The following is an 18,401-nucleotide window of genomic DNA, read 5'->3' as shown; positions in this document are numbered from 1 at the left end:
GTCAGTTTTCCAGATCGACCGGCATGGTCATGCCCAAGGCCACACCGATCAGGCCGGTTCGCACCTCACAACCACCATCCGACCACCCGCCACCGGGCGCGATTCCGTCTTTTCTCCCCTGAAAGGACCTCACCCGAATCTCCCCGAAAAGACCTCACCCGAATCTCCCCGAAAAGACCTCACCCGAATAGGTCCCCGGGAAGGACCGGACCGGAGCCACACCGGGCGCGATTCCCCGCCCTTCTCCAGAGGGACCTCAGGCGGACTCGCGCTCCCGCAGCCGCTGGCTGACGACCTGGGTCACGCCGTCACCGCGCATCGACACGCCGTAGAGCGCGTCGGCGATCTCCATCGTGCGCTTGTTGTGGGTGATGACGATCAGCTGCGAGCTCTGCCGCAGCTCCTCGAACAGCGTCAGCAGCCGCTGTGTGTTCGTGTCGTCGAGCGCGGCCTCGACCTCGTCCATCACGTAGAACGGCGAGGGCCGCGCCTTGAAGATCGAGATCAGGAACGCCACCGCCGTGAGCGACCGCTCGCCGCCGGACAGCAGCGACAGCCGCTTGACCTTCTTGCCCGGCGGCCTGGCCTCGACCTCGATCCCGGTGGTCAGCATGTCGTTCGGGTCGGTCAGCACCAGCCGGCCGTCGCCTCCGGGGAACACCCGGGTGAAGATCTGCTCGAACTCGCGGGCCACGTCCTCGTAGGCGGAGGCGAACATCTGCTCGACCCGGTCGTCGACCTCCTTGACCACGGTCAGCAGGTCACGCCTGGTCTTCTTGAGGTCCTCCAGCTGCGAGGTCAGGAACGAGTGCCGCTCCTCCAGCGCCGCGAACTCCTCCAGGGCGAGGGGGTTGACCTTGCCGAGCTGGTTCATCTGGCGTTCGGCGATCCTGGCCCGCTTCTCCTGCTCCTCGCGGACGTAGGGCACGGGCGGGTCGCCGGGGACCGGGACCTCGGGGCCGTACTCGGAGATCAGAGCCTCGATCTCGACGCCGAACTCCTCCATCGCCCGCTGCTCCAGCTGCTCCAGCCGCAGGCGCTGCTCGGTGCGGGCCACCTCGCTGCCGTGCACGCGGTTGACCAGCTTGTCGAGCTCCTGGCCGAGCTCGCGTACGCGCAGGCGCACCTGCTTGAGCTCGGCGTCGACGGCGACCCTGGCCAGGTCGGCCTCGTCGCGCTCCCTGGCGGCGACCTGGACCGACTCGGAAAGGGCCCTGAGCACCTGTTTGGCGCCCTTGCTGACGGCTTCGGCCACGGCGGCCTGCCGCCTGCGCCTGGCGCGCTGAGCGGCCGCCTGGGCGCGTTCCTCGCGCTCCCGTGCGGCGGCGCGCATGAGGGCGTCGGCGCGGCCCTCGATGCCCTTGACGCGCTCCTCGGCGGTGCGTACCTGGAGGCGGGTGTCCATCTCGCGCTGCCTGGCGGCCTCGCAGGCGGCCGCCAGCTCGTCGCGCCGGTCGGTGGTGGGCTCGGACTCGAGCTCCTGGGCGTATTCGGCCTCGGCCAGGCGGATCTCCAGCTCGGCCAGCTCCTCCATGCCCTCGGCTCGGGCCTCCTCCGCCTTGGTGACGCTCCTTGTCAGCCGCTCGGCCTCGTCGCGGGCGGCGTTGGCGGCGGCCTCGAGCTGGGCCAGGCGCCTGGCGGCCGCGGCGTTGCGCTGGTCGGCCTCCCGCTGGCGGGCCCTGACCTGGTCGAGAGCGCCCTGGGCGGCGCTCACGCCCGCCTGGGCGGTGGTGACGGCGGTCTGGGCCTCGCCGGCCTGCGCCTGGGCGGCCTCCAGGGCGGTCTGGGCGCGCTGCTCCTGGACGATCGCCTCGTCCATCGCCGCGGCGGTCTCCTCCGCCCTCGCCTCGGCCTCCTCCAGGTCCCTGACGGCCTCGTCCAGCGCCGCCCTGACCTGGAGCACGGAGGTGCCTGCTTCAGACCCGCCGCTGGCCAGATGGGCACCCACCACGTCGCCCGCCTTGGTGACGGCCCTGAGCCCGGGGTTGCGCTCGACCAGCGCCCGCGCGGCCCCCAGGTCGTCCACGACGACGACGTCCACGAGCACGTGGTCGAGGGCGGGACGCAGGTGGTCGGGGACGGTGACGAGCTCCGCGGCCCACTGCCCGCCCTCAGGCGCCGCCGCACGCGGGCGCCGGACGCCGGCGTAGGCCTCCTCGCCGCCGCGGCGCTCGGCGGCCGTGCCGGGAGCGCCTTCACCGTTCCCTCCCCCGGCCAGCGCCACCAGGAGGGTCGCCTGACCGGTGCCCCCGGCGCGGAGCAGGTCGAGGGCCTCGACGGCCGTGTCCAGGGTCTTGACGGTGATCGCCTCGGCAACGGGCCCCAGCACCGCCGCCACGGCCTGCTCGGCCCCCGGCGTGACCTGCATCGACGCCGCCAGCGGCCCCAGCACTCCGGCCAGGTCCGCCTCCAGCAGCGCGGCGCCGCCGTCGCCCTTGGCCAGCCCGAGCTCCAGGGCGTCCCGGCGGGCGGCCAGGGCGGCCACCGAACGCTGGGCCTCCTGGTCGGCGGCCCGCGCGGTGGCGACGCCCGCCTTGGCGGCCTGGAGGGCGGCGCGCGGCGCGTCCAGTGCGGACTTGGCCTCCTCCGCCGCGACCCTGGCCTCGTCGGCGACGGCCTTGGCCTCCTCTACCGTGGCCTGCGCCGTGGCCAGCTCCTCGGCGAGCGCGGGATCCACGGGGGGCTCCTCCTGCCGCTGCGCGTCGAGGTCCTCCCTGGCCTGGCCCTCGCGCTCGGCCGCGTCGGTCACGGCCTGCCGGAGCCGGCCGATCTCCTCCTCGGCCGCGCGGGCGCGGCTGCGTACGGAATCGACCTGGCCGCGTAGCTTGGCCAGCCCTTCGCGGCGGTCGGCGGCGGCCCGGGCGGCCAGCGCGAGCCGCTGCTCCTCGGCGCTCAGCTCGGCCTCACCGGCGGCCCGCCGCTGGACGGCATCCTCCAGCAGCTCCTGCGCCTGCTCCAGCTCGGCCTTGAGGATGAGCTCCTGCTCGCGTACCTCGGCCGCCTCGCGTTCGAGGTCCTCGGGGTCGCGCCCGCGCCGCTCGATGGCGGCGGCGTCGACAGCGTGCCGGTGGCGCTCGGCGGCGAGCTGTTCCAGGCCGGTGATGCGCTCGCGCAGCGACGACAGCCGGAAGTACGTCTCCTGGGCGGCCGCCAGCCGCGGCTGGGCCTCGGCCTCGGCGCTCTCCAGCGCCGTCTCGCGCTGCTGGGCCTCGGCCAGCTCGGTCTCGACCTGGTTGCGTCTGGCCATGATCGCGGCCTCGTCGGCGGCCTCGCGCTCCAGGGTCACCCGCAGGATGCCCACGTCGTCGGCCAGCAGGCGCAGCCTGGCGTCGCGCAGGTCGGCCTGGATGACGGCGGCCTTGCGGGCGATCTCCGCCTGCCGGCCCAGCGGCTTGAGCTGGCGGCGCAGCTCGGTGGCGAGGTCCTGGACGCGGGTCATGTTGGCCTGCATGGCGTCCAGCTTGCGCAGCGCCTTCTCCTTGCGCTTGCGGTGCTTGAGCACGCCGGCGGCCTCTTCGATGAAAGCCCGCCGGTCCTCGGGCCCCGCGTGCAGCACGGCGTCGAGCTGGCCCTGCCCGACGATCACGTGCATCTCGCGGCCGATGCCCGAGTCGGACAACAACTCCTGGATGTCGAGCAGACGGCAGGTGTCGCCGTTGATCGCGTATTCGCTCTGCCCCGACCGGAACATCAGCCGGCTGATCGTGACCTCGGTGTAGTCGATCGGCAGCGCGCCGTCGGAGTTGTCGATCGTCAAGGTCACCTCGGCGCGCCCGAGGGGCGGCCGGGAGGAGGTGCCGGCGAAGATGACGTCCTCCATCTTGCCGCCGCGCAGCGACTTGGCGCTGTGCTCGCCCATGACCCAGGCCAGGGCGTCGACGACGTTGGACTTCCCTGAGCCGTTGGGACCGACCACACAGGTGATCCCGGGCTCGAACCGGAGGGCGGTGGCGGAGGCGAAGGACTTGAAGCCGCGCAGGGTGAGGGTCTTCAAATACAAGCGCGACCCCCTTCTCCCTGACCGGACATGCGGGAAAGCCTACTGGTCCGCACTGCCCCACGTGGGCATGCGCAGCGGGGACCGCGGGCTACCAGGTCATCGGGGCGAACAACTAGTGGGGCAAATAACAAGGGACGCCTCTCCGAGACGTCCCTGGGTGTTGCGCTCCGATCACTCTCAGGTGAGTGCCGGCTCGCGCTCTTGCATGCGGCTGAGCGCCTCGTCGCGGGTTTGCGCCGCAAGAGCGTCATTCGTGGCCTGAAGTCGGATGAGTTCTGCCTCCAGGTCACGGATACGCTGCTGCAAGCGCCGCATTTCCGAGACCATCCGAGGGTCAGGACCGCCGACGTGGCCGAGTAGAGCCTTCGCCATGGTAAAGGGTCCTCCACGCTGAGTGACCAGACTGGTTCGCGCACTTCTATTCCGCGGGAGGGGTGCGCGTGGTACCTAACAAGAGTCGCACCGGCAGTGTGGGCGGTCAAGTCGAACAAACCGCTGAGCCCTACTGACTGGGCACTCCCGACATACAACTATACCCTATTTGGACGGTTTAACGGAAGTCGCTACCTCTCTACAAAACCGCCCAAACTACCTCGGGGTTCGCTCCACCGTTCCACTACTCCATCGACCCTCCCCGGCGTGTCGCAACCTCTCAGCAGCTCCAGCAGCTTGACGCAGTCCTCGCGGGGGCCCTCTGCCACGACCTCCACCCGGCCGTCCTCTGTGTTGCGCGCCCATCCCGCCAGACCGAGCTCCAGGGCACGGGCTCGGGTCCACCAGCGGAACCCCACACCCTGAACCCTCCCCCGTACCCAGGCCGTTAGCCTGGCGTTTTCCACATTTTCTCGCATCATTCCTCCCAAAAGGTCTCACGCGACGAGCGCCTCCACCCCGAGCGCGTGCCCCGCCGCCGCCTCGTCGAACGCCCTGACCGCCGCCGTCTCCGCCGCCCGCACCCAGGCCACACCCAAGATCGACGGCGGCAGCCCCGTGACCGGAACGAAGCTTATTTCGGGGCCCCTGTGGTGATCCGCCGTAGGGGTGCAGAACAGCATGCCGCCCCGGCCGAGCGCCACCTGGGTCAGGCCCTCCTGGGTGGTCGCGACCGCGCCGGCCCGGGGAATCGGACGACCGGAAGGCGTTACGGAGGGTGCCACCCGCTCGCGCCACCAGCGCGGGGCCGGGCCCTCCACGCCGATCAAGGGCACCGAGGCCAGTTCCTCCACATCGATGCTCGCACGGGCCGCCAGCGGGTGGCGCGCGGAGAGGCCGAGCCGGTAGGAGACCCGGTTCAGCGCGGCGCCCGCGGCCAGGCCGGGCTCGTCGTCCACCGGCAGCAGCGTGAACGCCAGGTCCACCTGTCCCGCGCGCAGCTTGCCGAACGGGTCTGAGAGCCGGATCTCCACCAGCTCCACCTCGCATCCCGGGTGGCGGCTCTCGAAGGCCCGTACGCTGCCCGTGACGGCGTCCGTGGGCGTGGCCAGGAAGCCGACCCTGAGCACGCCCGTCACCTCGCGAGCGGCCGTCTTGGCGCGGCTCACAGCGTTCGCCAGACCGTCGTAGGACGGCCTCAGGTCGGCCAGGAAGCGTTCGCCGAGGGGAGTCAGGCGTACGCGGCGGCTGGTCCGGTCGAAGAGTCTGCCGCCGATCCTGGTCTCCAGGGAGCGCATGAGCTGGCTCACCCGCCCCGGCGACAGGTAAAGGCGCTCGGCCGTACGCGCGAAGTGCAGCTCCTCGCTCAGCACCACGAAGCACTCCAGCTCTCTGAAGTCCATCTCCACCTCCGGACGATCGCTTAACTTGACTAAACCAAGCCTTCGATCTTCGCCATTGTTCCGCTCCCCGGGCGGCAGAAGGCTGAGGGGCATGACGACCCTTCTCTCCGCCCCCGTACGGGCGCGCTGGCTCCCCGTGTCCTCGCTCGCCGTGGGCACCTTCACGCTCGTGACCAGCGAGATGCTCCCTGTAGGCCTGTTGACCTCGATCGCCGCCGACCTCGGCGTGTCCACGGGCACGGCCGGGCTGATGATGTCGGCGCCGGGACTGGTCGCCGCCGTGTCCGCCCCCGTGCTGGCGCTCGCCGCCCGCCGGCTCGACCGGCGGGCCGTACTGCTGGGGCTGATGGCGCTGCTGGCCGCGGCCAACCTGGCGGGTGCGCTGGCGCCGGTCTATCCGGTCATGCTGGCGGCCCGGGTGCTGACCGGGGTCGCCATCGGCGGGTTCTGGGCCTTCGCGGCCGGTCTGGGCGTGCGGCTGGTGCCCGAGCGGCACGTCGGGCGCGCCACGTCGATCATCTTGGCCGGGGTGTCGGTGGCGTCGGTGCTGGGGGTGCCGGCGGCGACGTTCGTCTCGTCGTTCGCGGGGTGGCGGACGGCGTTCGCCGCGATGGGTGTGCTGGCCCTGGCCCTGCTCGCGCTGCTGGCCGCCACTCTGCCGCCGCTTCCCGGCGAGGGGCCGGTCCGCGCGGGAGGCGTTCCCGGCCCGCTCAAGATCCTCCTCCTGCTGACCGTCCTGGTCGTGTCCGGCCACTTCGCGGCCTACACCTACGTCCGGCCGTTCCTGGAGCAGGTCTCGCACGCGGGTCCCTGGCTCGTCGGCACGGCCCTGCTCGTGTACGGGGCCGCGGGAGTGCTCGGCAACTTCGCCGCCGGCGCCCGGGCGGCCAGGAACCCCCGGCCGGTTCTGATCATCCTGGCCGTCCTCATGGCCCTGGCCACGGCGGCGCTGCCGCTCATCGGCGTGCCGCTGGCCGCGCTGGTGGTGTGGGGGCTGGGCTACGGTGGCGTGGGCGTGACCCTGCAGCTGTGGATCATGCGGTCGGGCGGCGGCGAGCTGGGCACGGCGCTCTTCGTCGGCGCGTTCAACCTCTCCATCGCGCTCGGGTCGCTGATCGGCGGCCGGGTCGTCGACGGGGTGTCGATCTCCGCGGTGATGTGGCTCGGCGCGGCGCTCAGCGCGCTGGCCGCGGGCGTCGCTGGCATTTGGGGCAGGAGTAGGACGACCGGTTCATGAACGCCTCCCGCCTGACCGGGGTGCCGCAGCGGGAGCACGGCAGGTCGCGGCGGCCGTACACCTCCAGGGAGCGGTCGAAGTAGCCGCTCTCGCCGTTGACGTTGACGTACAGGCTGTCGAACGAGGTGCCGCCCTGATGGAGCGCGGCGGCCATGACCGTGCGCACGGCGGTGACCAGCTCGGTGATCTTGGGGCGGGTGAGCGTGTGCGTGGGGCGGGCCCAGTGCAGCCGGGCGATCCACAGCGCCTCGTCGGCGTAGATGTTGCCGACGCCGCTGATCAACGATTGGTCGAGCAGTGCCCGCTTGATCTCGGTGTGCCTGGCCCTGAGCCGGCGGGCGAACTCCGCCTCGTCGAACGCCGGCTCGAACGGGTCGGGCGCGATGTGCGAGATCGGCTCCGGCACGCCGTCCGCCAGGGCGGTGAGCATCACGTGGCCGAACGTGCGCTGGTCGACGAAGCGCAGGTCGGGACCGCCGTCCTCGAAGCGCAGGCGTACCCGCAGATGCTTCTCCGGCGGCGCGTCCTGGTCCACGACGAGCAACTGGCCGCTCATCCCCAGGTGCGCCAGGAGTGCCTCCTCGGCGCCCGACAGCGGCAGCCACAGGTATTTGCCGCGGCGCTCCGCGGAAACCACCGCGCGGCCCTTCAGCCGCGCGGTGAACTCGTCGGCCCCGGGCACGTGACGCCTGATCGCGCGGGGGTGCAGCACCTCCGCCGAGGCGATCTCACGGCCGATGACCCACTGCGCGAGACCGCGCCTGACGACCTCGACTTCCGGCAATTCCGGCAACTGGACCTCGCCCTCTGTACGCTCGGGCACATCCGGCGTGCGAACGTGCCCTCGGGACCGGCCTCTTCCGCGCCCGCTCAGCCCGCGGGCTGGCTCTCCCGCTGGTCGCGGCGGGCCCTGATGCGGGTCCACGCGGCCTCGGCCGCCTGCTGCTCGGCCTCCTTCTTGCTGCGCCCGGTGCCCGAGCCGTAGGACTCGCCGCCGACCCGCACCATGGCCGTGAACGACTTGGCGTGGTCGGGGCCGCTCTCCTCGACGTGGTACTCGGGCACGCCGAGCGCCTCGGAGGCGGTCAGCTCCTGCAGCGACGTCTTCCAGTCGAGCCCGGCGCCGAGCGAGGCCGAGCGGACGATCAGGGGGTCGAACAGCAGGTGCACCACCCGGAACGCCTCGTCGAGACCCTTGTCGACGTAGATCGCGCCGATGAGGGCCTCCAGCGTGTCGGCCAGGATGGACGACTTGTCGCGGCCGCCCGTGCCCTCCTCGCCCCGGCCGAGCCGCAGGAACCGGCCCAGGCCCAGGTTGCGGGCCACGTCGGCCAGCGCACGCATGTTGACCACCGCGGCCCGCAGCTTGGCCAGCTGGCCCTCGGGCAGGTCGGGGTGGTTGCGGTAGAGGGTGTCGGTGACGACCAGGCCCAGCACCGAGTCACCCAGGAACTCCAGGCGCTCGTTGGTGGGCAGGCCACCGTTCTCGTACGCGTACGAGCGGTGCGTCAGTGCCCGCTCCAGGATGTCGGGGTCGAGACCGACAGAAAGGACCCGCTCGAGCTCTTCTCTGGCGACCTCCACGGCCACCGGCTTAGGACCTGCGCCCACGTGCTTCCTCCTCGGACATCTTCACATGGCGCGACGACTGCGGAAGATGCCCGAAAACGTGGTGGGCGTCGGGGTAACGCGTAGCCCCGGCGTCCACCACGGCCGCGGGCGAACCGCCGCCGCACGCATCTAGACGGTAACGCCGACCGAGGCACGATCGCACCCGGTCGGCATCACGTCAACTGCTGATGCAAAACCGCCGTGTGGACCGCCGTCACGGTCACAGCCAAGCACAAGAGCGGTGCGGCAGTCCAATGGGCAGGTTTCTTGTCAGTCGGATCAGGCGGACGGCTCGACGACCTGACGACGGTTGTAGGTGCCGCAGGTGGGGCATGCGATGTGCGGCTGCTTGGGCGAACGGCACTGCGGGCAGCTCACCAGGGCGACAGCAGTCGTCTTCCACTGGGAGCGACGGGCGCGGGTGTTGCTCCGCGACATCTTTCGCTTCGGGACGGCCACGTCACTTCTCCTGATCGTTATCTTTGTCGGAAATCAGACCTTGCAACGACGCCCAGCGGGCGTCGATCTTCTCGTGCCTGTGATCTTCGCCGGCCTCGGCCAGCTTGATCCCGCATTCCGTGCAGAGCCCTTCGCAGTCCTCGCGGCACACCGGGCTCAGCGGCAGTGCGAGCACCACCGCGTCGCGGAACGTCGGCTCGAGGTCGAGCAGCTCCCCGTCGAGCAGCGAATCATCCTCCGAGGCGTCCTCGTTGGAATAGAAGAACAGCTCCTGCAGGTCAACCTCGATATCCGAGGTCATCGGGTCCAGGCACCGCGCGCACTCCCCGGCGAGCGGGGCCTGCGCCGTGCCCGAGACGAGCACGCCTTCCATCACTGCTTCGAACCGGAGATCCAGCTCGACTTCGGCGTCCTTGGGGACACCGATCATGTCGACGCCGAGGTCCGCCGGTGCCGGGAGGGTCAGGGTCATCTGCCGCATCGAACCCGGCCGCCTTCCCAGGTCATGCGTGGAGATGACCCAAGGGGAGCGGGGGTCGAGGTGCTGAGTCATCCTGCTCTCGCTAGGCATGGCGAAAAGTATCGCCGTCGTACAAGGCCGAAAAGAAAGGATAGCAGGTCGTGCTCAGCCCCTGAGCCGCTCGATGAGCAGCTTGTGGACGAGATCGGGCACGAGGCCCGACACGTCCCCACCGTACCGGGCGATCTCCTTCACCCGGCTGGAGGACAGGAAGGAGTATTCGGGGTTCGTCGGCATGAACAGCGTCTCGACACCCGACAGCCGATAGTTGAGCTGCGCCATCTGCAGCTCGTAGTCGAAGTCGCTGACCACCCTGATCCCCTTGACGATGGCGGGGATGTCGTTCTGTTTGCAGAAATCCACCAGCAGGCCGTGGAACTTCCGCACCTTGACGTTGTCGAACTCCTTGGTCACGGTCTGCAGGATCTCGATGCGTTCATCGACCGTGAACAGGCTGCTTTTCTCGACGTTGATGAGGACTGCCACGGTGACCTCGTCGTACAGGCGGGCCGACCGGCCGATGATGTCGAGGTGGCCATTGGTGATGGGGTCGAACGACCCCGGGCAGACTACGCGGCGCAAGACGCCTCCCAGGTCTACGGGTTCCCGGCGGCGCGACCGTACCAAACGGACGCTTCACCATAACGACGGACCCTCTCCTCAACGTATCCTTCAGGCCACATCAAGGCTTTTCCCCTGGTTTCCCTCTCGAAAGCCACCAATCCCTCATCGACGAGCCAGCCGTTGTCGCGCAGCGCCTCCAGGACCGTCATGACCTCGCTGTCCGGCACGGCGTAGGGCGGATCGGCGAAGACGATGTCGTACGGGGCGTCGGGCGTCTTGGCCAGGGCCCGCTCCACCTTGTCGGCCACCACGCAAGCCCCTTCCAGGCCGAGGGAACGGACGTTGGCCTGGATCGTCCTCACGGCCTTGGGATCGGACTCGACCATCACAGCCTCCGCCGCCCCGCGTGACAGCGCCTCCAGGCCGATCGCGCCTGACCCCGCGTACAGGTCCAGGAGGCGGGCGTCACGGAGTCCGTACAGTGAATCGAGCGTCAAGAAGATCCCTTCTCGTGCCCTGTCGCTGGTCGGTCTCGTGCCGCGCCCCGGCGGCACGGCCAACCGCCTCCCACCCGCGCTCCCCGCGATGATCCGAGTCATGTGCCCCATTCTTTCGCAGGTTCACGCAGGTCAAGAGTGGACAAGTGTCTGCCTCGACTGCGCAAGGGTGATTGGCATCGGCGCAGTGGGCCCGCATGATGATTCATGCGGCCTTCGAGATGACCCACGTGAAGGCCGACCGGCGTGATCGTGAGCCCTTCCGCACGCCGGTTCCCTCGGCACCTGACCCGAGGGTGGGCCCAGCCGGGGACGGCATTCGGGGGGAGGCCGTCCCCGCGGCTGGGCATCTCATTTTCTTCCTTACGCGGTGCCGTGGTCTGCCGCCACCGGCCGCTATGTCTTCTCCAGATACTCCGCCCGCTCGTCCGCCAGCAGCCGGTCGATCTCCGCCCGGAGTCCCTCGTGGGCCGTCAGATCGGGATCCTCCGTCAGCAGGGCGGCGGCCTCATCCCTGGCGGTGGCGATGACGTCCTCGTCGCGCAGCAACTGCAGCAGCTTCAGCGACGACCGCTTGCCCGACTGCGCAGCCCCCAGCACGTCGCCCTCCCGCCGCTGCTCCAGGTCCACCCGTGACAACTCGAAGCCGTCCAGGGTGGCGGCCACCGCGTCCAGGCGGGCGCGGGCCGGGGTGCCCTCGGGGAAGTCGGAGACCAGCAGGCACAGGCCTGGGAGGCCGCCGCGGCCCACGCGGCCGCGGAGCTGGTGGAGCTGGGAGACGCCGAAGCGGTCGGCGTCCATAATGATCATTACGGAGGAGTTGGGCACGTCCACGCCCACCTCGATGACCGTCGTGGCGATCAGGACGTCGAGCTCCCCCCGCGAGAAGGCCCGCATGATCGCGTCCTTCTCCTCCGGCGGCAGCTTGCCGTGCAGGGTGCCGACCCGCAAGTCGTGGAAGGGGCCCTGGGTGAGGAGCTCGGCCACGTCCAGGACGGCCAGCGGCGGGCGGCGCTCCTCGTCCGCCGACGCGATCTCCATGTCCCCCTCGTCGCCCTCCAGGTCGCCGATGCGGGGGCACACGATGTACGCCTGCCGCCCCAGCGCCACCTCCTCCCGCACCCGCTCCCAGGTCCGCTCCAGGTAATGGGGCTTCTCCGCGGCCGGCACGACATGGGTGGTGATGGGGGCGCGGCCGGACGGGAGCTGGGACAGCGTCGAGACCTCCAGATCGCCGAAGACCGTCATGGCGACCGTGCGCGGGATCGGGGTGGCGGTCATGACCAGGACGTGGGGGCGGGCGTCCCCCGCCTTCTCGCGCAACGCGTCGCGTTGCTCCACCCCGAACCGGTGCTGCTCGTCGACCACCACCAGCCCCAGGTCGGCGAACTGCACGTGCTCCTGCAGCAACGCGTGCGTGCCGACGACGATCCCCGCGTTGCCCGAGGCGGCGTCCAGCAGCGCCGAGCGCCGGGCGGCCGCGCCCATCGAGCCGGTCAGCAGCGTGACCGCCGTGCCGCCGAACATGCCGCCCTGTGCCAGGTCCCCCAGCATGGCGGTGATCGAGCGGTGGTGCTGCTGGGCGAGCACCTCCGTGGGGGCCAGCAGCGCCGCCTGCCCGCCCGCGTCGACCACCTGCAGCATCGCGCGCAGCGCCACCACCGTCTTGCCCGCGCCGACCTCGCCCTGCAGCAGCCGGTGCATCGGGTGCTCGCCCGCGAGGTCGTCGGCGATCTCCTCGCCGACCTGCGCCTGCCCCTCCGTCAGCGAGAACGGCAGCCGCTTGTCGAACTCGGCCAGCATCCCGTCATCGCGCCTGGGCCGCGGGCGGGCGGGCCAGGCGGTGGCCGCCTGGCGGCGCTGCAGCAGAACGGCCTGCAGCACGAACGCCTCGTCGAACTTCAGCCGCTTGCGCGCCCGCCCCATCTCGGCGAAGTCCTTGGGCCGATGGATGCCCACCAACGCCTCGCCCAGCGGCTGCAGACCGTGGCGCGCCCGCAGGCCGGCGGGGAGCGGATCATCCAGCGGGCCGAGGGTGTCGAGCACGATGCCGATCGCGCGCCTGATCGCCCACGGCGTCAGGTCCTTGCCCGCCGGGTAGATCGGCACCGGCGCCGCCGCGAACTCCTCCGCGCTCCCTTCGGCCTCCTCGAACAGCTCGAACTCCGGGTGCGCGAGCTGCCAGCGCGGCTTGCCCCTGGCCCCGAACAGCCCCACCTTGCCGGCGAACATGCCGCGCCGCCCCGGCTTGAGCCGCGACTCGGCCACGTGGGAGCCCTTGCCGAAGAACGCCAGGTAGATCTTGTTGCCGTCGCCGTCGACGACCTCGACCTCCAGCCAGGTGCCGCCGCGGTTGCGCATGGGTTTGCGCATGAGCCTGGTGACCTCGCCGACCACGGTGACGTGCTCGTCCACCGCGAGCGCGTCGAGATCGGTCAGCTCGCCGCGCTCGGCGTAGCGTCGCGGGTAGTGGCGCAGCAGGTCGCCGACCGTCTCCAGGCCGAGCACGCTGTGCAGCAGCTTGGCGGTCTTCGGGTCGAGCGCCTTCGTCAGAGGCTCGTCGAAACGGCTCACGGGATTAATTTCTACCGCCTGCGGCCGACAGGAATCCCGTTCACGGCCATCACTCCACGCCGATCAGCAGCGGATAGCCGCCCTGCTCGCCGTCGTACACGACCAGATCCACGTCCGGCCGCGTACCTCTCAGATGCGCCTCGACGCAGGTGGCGAGACCCGGGGGCGCGTCCGCGCCGGTGACCAGGGTCACCAGTTCGCCGCCGCCCGCCACCATCCGGTCGACGATCACCGTGCACACCGTCTCCAGCGTGCCGCCGATCACCGCCACGTCACCCTCGATCATGCCGAGCACGTCCCCGGGACGGCACACTCCGGCGCTCGTGAACGCCTCCCTGTCGGCCACCGTGACGTGCCCGTACCTGGTCTGGCCGGCCGCGTCGGTCATCGCCACCACGTCGTCATCGAAGCGCCGCAGCGGGTCGTGCACGGCGAGCGCCGCCAGCCCCTGCACGGTCGCCTTCGTGGGCAGCACGCTGACCACGACGCCGTCCTCGCGGGCGATCTCGGCCGCCGCGGCGGCCACGACCCCGACACCCTCGTCGTTCGGCAGGACCGCGACCTCGCCGCCGGCCTCCCTGATCGCGGCGAGCAGGGCGGGGAGCGCGGGCCGGGAGCCGGGCGCGCGGCGTACCACGACGGCCCCGCACTCCTCGAACAGCGCCGCGATCCCGTCGCCCGCGGCGACCGCCACCACGCCCCTGCCCGCGCTGGCCCGGTGGGTGCGCTCGGCCAGGTACGTGATCCGGATCCGGTGCGGCCGCCCCGCCCGCAGCCCGGCCTCGACGGCCGGTCCGGCCTCGGCCACGTGGACGTGCACGTTCCACAGGCCCTCGCCGCCGACCACGACGAGCGAGTCTCCCATGGCGTCGAGCTCCGTGCGCAGGCCGGCCACCGCCCGGTCGTCGGCGTCCAGCAGGTACATCACCTCGTAGCCCGCCCCGACCTCGGTCATCGGCGTCACCCGCGCGGTCGGCGCGGGCACGTCGTAGTGGTCGGCGTAGGAGTCCGTGATCACGGCCGCCAGGGTCTCCAGCACGATCGCCGCCCCGGCGCCGCCCGCGTCCACGACCCCGCTGCGGGCCAGCACGTCGAGCTGGTCAGGGGTACGCCCCAGCGCCGCCCGCGCCTCCCCTGCCGCCTGCCGCGCCACCTCGTGCAGGTCCCCGTCCATCTCCTGTACGGCCCGCGCGGCGGCCTCCAGCACGCTCAGCACCGTGCCCTCGACCGGCCTGGCCACGGCCTCCCTGGCCAGCACGGCGGCCCGCTGCAGCCCGGCGCGCAGGTCGTGACCGTCCTTGAGCACCTCCGCGAGGCCGCGCAGCGCCTGGCTGACGATCACCCCGGAGTTGCCGCGCGCGCCGACCAAGGCGCCGTACGAGAGCGTCTGCCACACCACGACCGCGTCCACGTCCTCCGGCAGCGACTCGACGGCCTCGGCCGCGGACAACATCGTCAGGTGCAGGTTGGTGCCGGTGTCGCCGTCGGCGACCGGGAACACGTTGAGCGCGTCGATCTCCGTCCTGGCCCGCCCGAGGGCGTCGGCGGCCAGGCGTGCCCAGCGGCGCACCGCGGGCGGGTCGAGGATCTTCACTGCGCTCTTCGACCTCCCCGCATGCGCTACCGTTGTTGGAGGAGAATATCTCCGTGCCGGGCCGAGTGGAGCGCTTGCCAGTGCTCGGTCCAGTGCCCCGGTTCGCGCCCAGCGGTGTGGATCGGATATTCTCGTCTGGCTGGCCGGTTGTCCCGGCATGCCCTCCGCCCGGAAAGCATCAGCGGACAGGGCTATATCGACTGTTTTAAGGAGCGATACCGTGGCTTCCGTCTGCGATGTCTGCCGCAAGGGCCCGACCTTCGGTAACAACGTGTCCCACTCGCACCGCCGCACCCGCCGTCGTTGGAACCCCAACATCCAGACGGTGCGCGCGGTCGTCGGCGGCACGCCGAAGAAGCTGAACGTGTGCACCTCGTGCATCAAGGCGGGCAAGGTCACCCGCTAGTTCTCACTTTCGCGCAAGCCCGCTGCTCCTGAGGGAGTCGCGGGCTTGCGCGTTTTCGCCCCGCAGGGCGTGCGGGGTCCCCCGGCCGGGCGCGCGATGCCGGGCGTCAGCGCCAGCGCCAGGCGTGGTCCACCGGGCCGATGCCGGCGCCCAGCGGGAAGCCTTGGGCGATGGCGCCCGTCACGTACTCCTTCGCCTTCCCCACCGCGTCCGGCACCTCGTCCCCCAGTGCGAGCCGGGAGGCGATGGCCGAGGCCAGTGTGCAGCCCGTGCCGTGGGTGTGGCGGTTGTCGAGGCGCTCGGCGGCGAAGCGATATTCGCTCGTGCCGTCCGTCAGCAGGTCCACGGGCGCGCCGGGCAGATGTCCGCCCTTGATCAGCGCCCACGTGGGCCCCAGCTCCAGTACGGCGTCCGCGGCCCGCCGCAGCCCGTCCTCGTCCTCGACCTTGACCGAGGTGAGCTGCTCCACCTCCCACAGGTTCGGCGTGGCCACGGTCGCCACGGGCAGCAGCCGGGTCCGCACCGTCTCGACGGCCTCGGGCGCCAGCAGCGAGTCGCCGTGCTTCGACACCCCGACGGGATCGACCACGACAGGCGCGGCATAGGCGCCCAGGACGTCCGCCACAGTCTCGACCAGGACCGGAGAGGCCAGCATGCCGGTCTTGACGGCCTGAGCGCCGATGTCGCCCAGGACCGAGTCGAGCTGCGCCCGCACGGCCTCCGGCGGCAGCTCCCAGTAGCCCTGGACGCCGATCGAGTTCTGTGCCGTCACCGCCGCGATGACGCTCATGCCGTGGACGCCCATGGCCAGCATGGTTTTCAGGTCGGCCTGGATGCCCGCGCCGCCTCCTGAGTCGGAGCCGGCGACGGTCAGCACGCGTGGAGGGGTCGAAACCGTCATGTCCCCCATCCAACCATTCAGGTGACGGCGCACTCCCCACTGACCATGCCGCAGGTCGCGGCCTCCACGCCCGTTCCCGTGGCGGTGAACGAGACGCTGGCCGACGCGCCCGCGGCGAGCGTCGCCGACAGGTCCAGGATCAGCAGGTCGCCGTCCTGCGTCCACTCGGCGCCGTCCACGTCCAGGACCAGGCCCTCGACGGGCATGGAGACCGTGGGCTTGTCCAGCGTCGCCCGTGAGGTGTTCGAGAGCGTCAGGTTGGCCTTGTACGTGGCCACCCGCTGCACGATCGTCTGCTTGACGTTCACCGAGCCGCTGCTGCCGCCCGCGTTGATCGTCCCCGCGCCGCTGGTGGGATCCGGCGTGGAGCCGAAGGTGGGCGCGCCGGTGTCCAGCGACGAGGGGTCGTCGGTCGGCGAGATCGTCACGTTGTCGTCGGGTGTCGGCTCGGGCGTCTCCGTCGGCGTCGGCTCGGCCACCGGCTTCGGGGACTTCTTCACCCTGGTCTTGGTCGGCGTCGGGGTGGGCGTGGCGGTGCGCTGCGGCGCGCGAGCGGCGTACGTGGCCGTCGGCGTAGGAGTCTTGGAGGGCGTGGTCTCCTCCTCGTCCGGCGCCGGCTCCTCCTCGGGCTCGGTCTCCTCCTCCTCCGGCGGGTCGGAGACCGCGGGAGCGGGCCCGCTGGACGTGGCCTGTACGGCCGCGCACGTCGCGCCCTCGCACTTGGCGGCCTCGCCGGAGGAACTCATGAGCTTGACGCCCGCCACCGTGCCGCCGAGCACGACGGCCACGGCGGCCACCGACAACAACGCGACCCTGCCCTTGCCGCCTCCCGAGGGTGCGGCGAGCAGTTCGTCACCGCCGCCGCCACGACCGCCGTTACCACCGCCACCACCGCCGCCGCGTGCGGCCTTGGCCTTGCGGCGGCCGCGGCGGCCTTTGGGCTCCTCCGGCTCGTCCAGGCCGGAGTCGGACGACCAGCCGGAGGCCAGGAACCCGGTCTCGGCCTCCGCCCACGCGGGGGCCTGAATGGCCGTCGGCTCGCCTGCCACCTTGATGTCGCCGGGCTCTGGCGGGCCGCTCAGCGTGGGAGGACCCATGGGCTGGTCGAACCCGGCCGTACGGTCCCCAGGCCCGCCGTTGCCGCCCTCAGGGCCGTCGAAGGGGCCGTTACGGCCGTCGGGGCCGTCGAAGGGACCGGGACCCCCGAAAGGGCCCGGGTTGTCGAAGGGGCCGGGACCCCCGAAGGGGCCCGGGCTGTCGAAGCGGGCGGTCTCACCGCTCGGCCGGTCGAACGGCCCGGTCCCGCCGGACGGCTGGTCGAACGGCCCGGTCCCGCCGGACGGCCGGTCGAACGGCCCGGTCCCGCCGGAGGGCCGGTCGAACGGCCCGGTCCCGCCGGACGGCTGGTCGAAGGGTCCAGTTCCGCCGGAGGGCCGGTCGAAGGGCCCGGTCCCGCCGGACGGCTGGTCGAAGGGATTCATCCCCCTGGCCGGCCGATCGAAGAAACCGGTTCCGCCGGAGGACTCGTCGAAGGCTCCAGGACGGTCGGCAGGGCCGTCGAAGGGCCCAGGACGATCGGAGGGACCATCGAAGGGGCCTCTGCCGTCGGCGGGGCCGTCGAAGGCGCCGGGTCCGTCGCCGGGCCTCGGGCCGCCGGCCCGGTCGAAGCCTCCCGGCGCGTCGAAGGCGCCGGTGACGGGACCATCGAAGCCGCCGGGGGCGCCAGGCCTGCCCCCGGGACCTGGGCCGCCGGGGGATCCCGGCGCTCCGCCAGGACCGGGAGTGCCCATGGGCCGCGGGGCACCGGAAGCGTCTGCGGGGCCGCGAGCGCCTGTGGGACCGAAAGGACCGGTGGGACCGGCGGAGCCGGGACCGGAGGTCGCGTCCCAGTCCGGCGGGCGGACGAAGGCGCCCGTCGTCTCAAAAGGCCCGGCCTGCGCGCTGTGCGGACCAGGCGGCGGGAAGGCACCCGCAGGGTCGTTGGCCGGTGGGAGGCCGCCGGCGGAGTCGGTGGGCAGCGCGAAGGCCCCGGTGGTCTCGAACGGCTCGGGCTGCGGCCCGCGCGAAGGCGGCTCGCTCTCCCGCCGCGGCATCGGGGCCCACTGCCCCGTCACCTCGGGCCGGTCCGGCAGCGACGGCCAGCCTGGCGGCTCGGCCTGCTCATCAGGACCCCAAAATGCGCTGTCCCCCTGTTCTTCCCCGTCGTCGGATCCACCTGTGCCGTGGCGGCCCATGGCTGCCCTTTCTTCCGGTTACAGTGGCC

The 18,401-nt window shown here is 71.6% G+C and carries 16 protein-coding genes; 2 read left to right on the top strand and 14 right to left on the bottom strand.

The window, feature by feature from the left end; genetic code table 11:
• Nucleotides 1-256 precede the first annotated feature (256 nt).
• The 4 genes from smc to ACIBX3_RS30850 form a co-directional block, all read right to left on the bottom strand.
• Nucleotides 257-4,000: a chromosome segregation protein SMC gene (smc, locus tag ACIBX3_RS30865; protein WP_397123043.1), complete on the bottom strand. Its 3,744-nt coding sequence runs from the start codon at nt 3,998-4,000 to the stop codon at nt 257-259.
• A 177-nt stretch (nt 4,001-4,177) separates the two neighbouring features.
• The gene (locus ACIBX3_RS30860) at nt 4,178-4,372 is read right to left on the bottom strand and encodes a hypothetical protein (protein ID WP_090938435.1); all 195 of its coding nucleotides are present in this window, start codon (nt 4,370-4,372) and stop codon (nt 4,178-4,180) included.
• Between the two features lie 191 nt (nt 4,373-4,563).
• Nucleotides 4,564-4,839, bottom strand: coding sequence for an acylphosphatase (locus ACIBX3_RS30855; protein ID WP_397123158.1), 276 nt, complete (start codon nt 4,837-4,839; stop codon nt 4,564-4,566).
• 30 nt (nt 4,840-4,869) lie between these two features.
• Complete coding sequence (locus ACIBX3_RS30850) at nt 4,870-5,775, bottom strand: LysR family transcriptional regulator (protein WP_397123041.1); 906 nt, start codon at nt 5,773-5,775, stop codon at nt 4,870-4,872.
• A 91-nt stretch (nt 5,776-5,866) separates the two neighbouring features.
• On the opposite strand from ACIBX3_RS30850, the gene ACIBX3_RS30845 reads away from it, so the two are divergent.
• On the top strand, nt 5,867-7,012 hold the full coding sequence (locus ACIBX3_RS30845) for an MFS transporter (protein ID WP_397123039.1): 1,146 nt from the start codon (nt 5,867-5,869) through the stop codon (nt 7,010-7,012).
• Here the strand turns inward: ACIBX3_RS30845 and mutM are convergent.
• The 8 genes from mutM to ACIBX3_RS30805 all read right to left on the bottom strand — a co-directional run bounded on the left by mutM (nt 6,951) and on the right by ACIBX3_RS30805 (nt 14,831).
• Nucleotides 6,951-7,805, bottom strand: a complete 855-nt coding sequence (gene mutM, locus ACIBX3_RS30840; protein WP_397123156.1) for a bifunctional DNA-formamidopyrimidine glycosylase/DNA-(apurinic or apyrimidinic site) lyase — start codon at nt 7,803-7,805, stop codon at nt 6,951-6,953. The two genes, ACIBX3_RS30845 and mutM, sit on opposite strands and share 62 nt — an antisense overlap.
• 77 nt (nt 7,806-7,882) lie before the next feature.
• Entirely contained in the window at nt 7,883-8,602 is a 720-nt protein-coding gene (gene rnc / locus ACIBX3_RS30835) for a ribonuclease III (RefSeq protein WP_397123154.1), read from the bottom strand.
• Nucleotides 8,603-8,902: 300 nt separating this feature from the next.
• Entirely contained in the window at nt 8,903-9,082 is a 180-nt protein-coding gene (gene rpmF, locus ACIBX3_RS30830) for a 50S ribosomal protein L32 (protein ID WP_082535183.1), read from the bottom strand.
• Between the two features lies 1 nt (nt 9,083).
• The gene (locus tag ACIBX3_RS30825; RefSeq protein WP_397123037.1) at nt 9,084-9,653 is read right to left on the bottom strand and encodes a YceD family protein; all 570 of its coding nucleotides are present in this window, start codon (nt 9,651-9,653) and stop codon (nt 9,084-9,086) included.
• 54 nt (nt 9,654-9,707) lie between these two features.
• Nucleotides 9,708-10,184 carry a pantetheine-phosphate adenylyltransferase gene (gene coaD, locus ACIBX3_RS30820; RefSeq protein ID WP_127936038.1) on the bottom strand — a complete coding sequence of 159 codons (477 nt, stop codon included), beginning with the start codon at nt 10,182-10,184 and terminating at the stop codon, nt 9,708-9,710.
• 14 nt (nt 10,185-10,198) lie between these two features.
• Entirely contained in the window at nt 10,199-10,765 is a 567-nt protein-coding gene (rsmD, locus tag ACIBX3_RS30815) for a 16S rRNA (guanine(966)-N(2))-methyltransferase RsmD (RefSeq protein WP_397123035.1), read from the bottom strand.
• A gap of 294 nt (nt 10,766-11,059) precedes the next feature.
• Entirely contained in the window at nt 11,060-13,237 is a 2,178-nt protein-coding gene (gene recG / locus ACIBX3_RS30810; RefSeq protein WP_397123033.1) for an ATP-dependent DNA helicase RecG, read from the bottom strand.
• 49 nt (nt 13,238-13,286) lie between these two features.
• The gene (locus ACIBX3_RS30805) at nt 13,287-14,831 is read right to left on the bottom strand and encodes a DAK2 domain-containing protein (protein ID WP_397123031.1); all 1,545 of its coding nucleotides are present in this window, start codon (nt 14,829-14,831) and stop codon (nt 13,287-13,289) included.
• A 220-nt stretch (nt 14,832-15,051) separates the two neighbouring features.
• On the opposite strand from ACIBX3_RS30805, the gene rpmB reads away from it, so the two are divergent.
• A complete protein-coding gene (rpmB, locus tag ACIBX3_RS30800; RefSeq protein ID WP_043618345.1) occupies nt 15,052-15,237 on the top strand; it encodes a 50S ribosomal protein L28 in 186 nt (61 codons plus the stop codon).
• 106 nt (nt 15,238-15,343) lie between these two features.
• On the opposite strand, the gene thiD is transcribed toward rpmB, so the two are convergent.
• Both thiD and ACIBX3_RS30790 read right to left on the bottom strand, forming a co-directional pair.
• Nucleotides 15,344-16,147, bottom strand: coding sequence for a bifunctional hydroxymethylpyrimidine kinase/phosphomethylpyrimidine kinase (gene thiD / locus ACIBX3_RS30795; RefSeq protein ID WP_397123029.1), 804 nt, complete (start codon nt 16,145-16,147; stop codon nt 15,344-15,346).
• Between the two features lie 8 nt (nt 16,148-16,155).
• Nucleotides 16,156-18,372 carry a hypothetical protein gene (locus tag ACIBX3_RS30790; protein ID WP_397123027.1) on the bottom strand — a complete coding sequence of 739 codons (2,217 nt, stop codon included), beginning with the start codon at nt 18,370-18,372 and terminating at the stop codon, nt 16,156-16,158.
• Nucleotides 18,373-18,401 lie beyond the last annotated feature (29 nt).

It is taken from the genome of Nonomuraea sp. NPDC049480, from assembly GCF_044465905.1.
Lineage (GTDB): Bacteria > Actinomycetota > Actinomycetes > Streptosporangiales > Streptosporangiaceae > Nonomuraea.
This window is presented reverse-complemented; position numbering and strand designations above follow the sequence as displayed.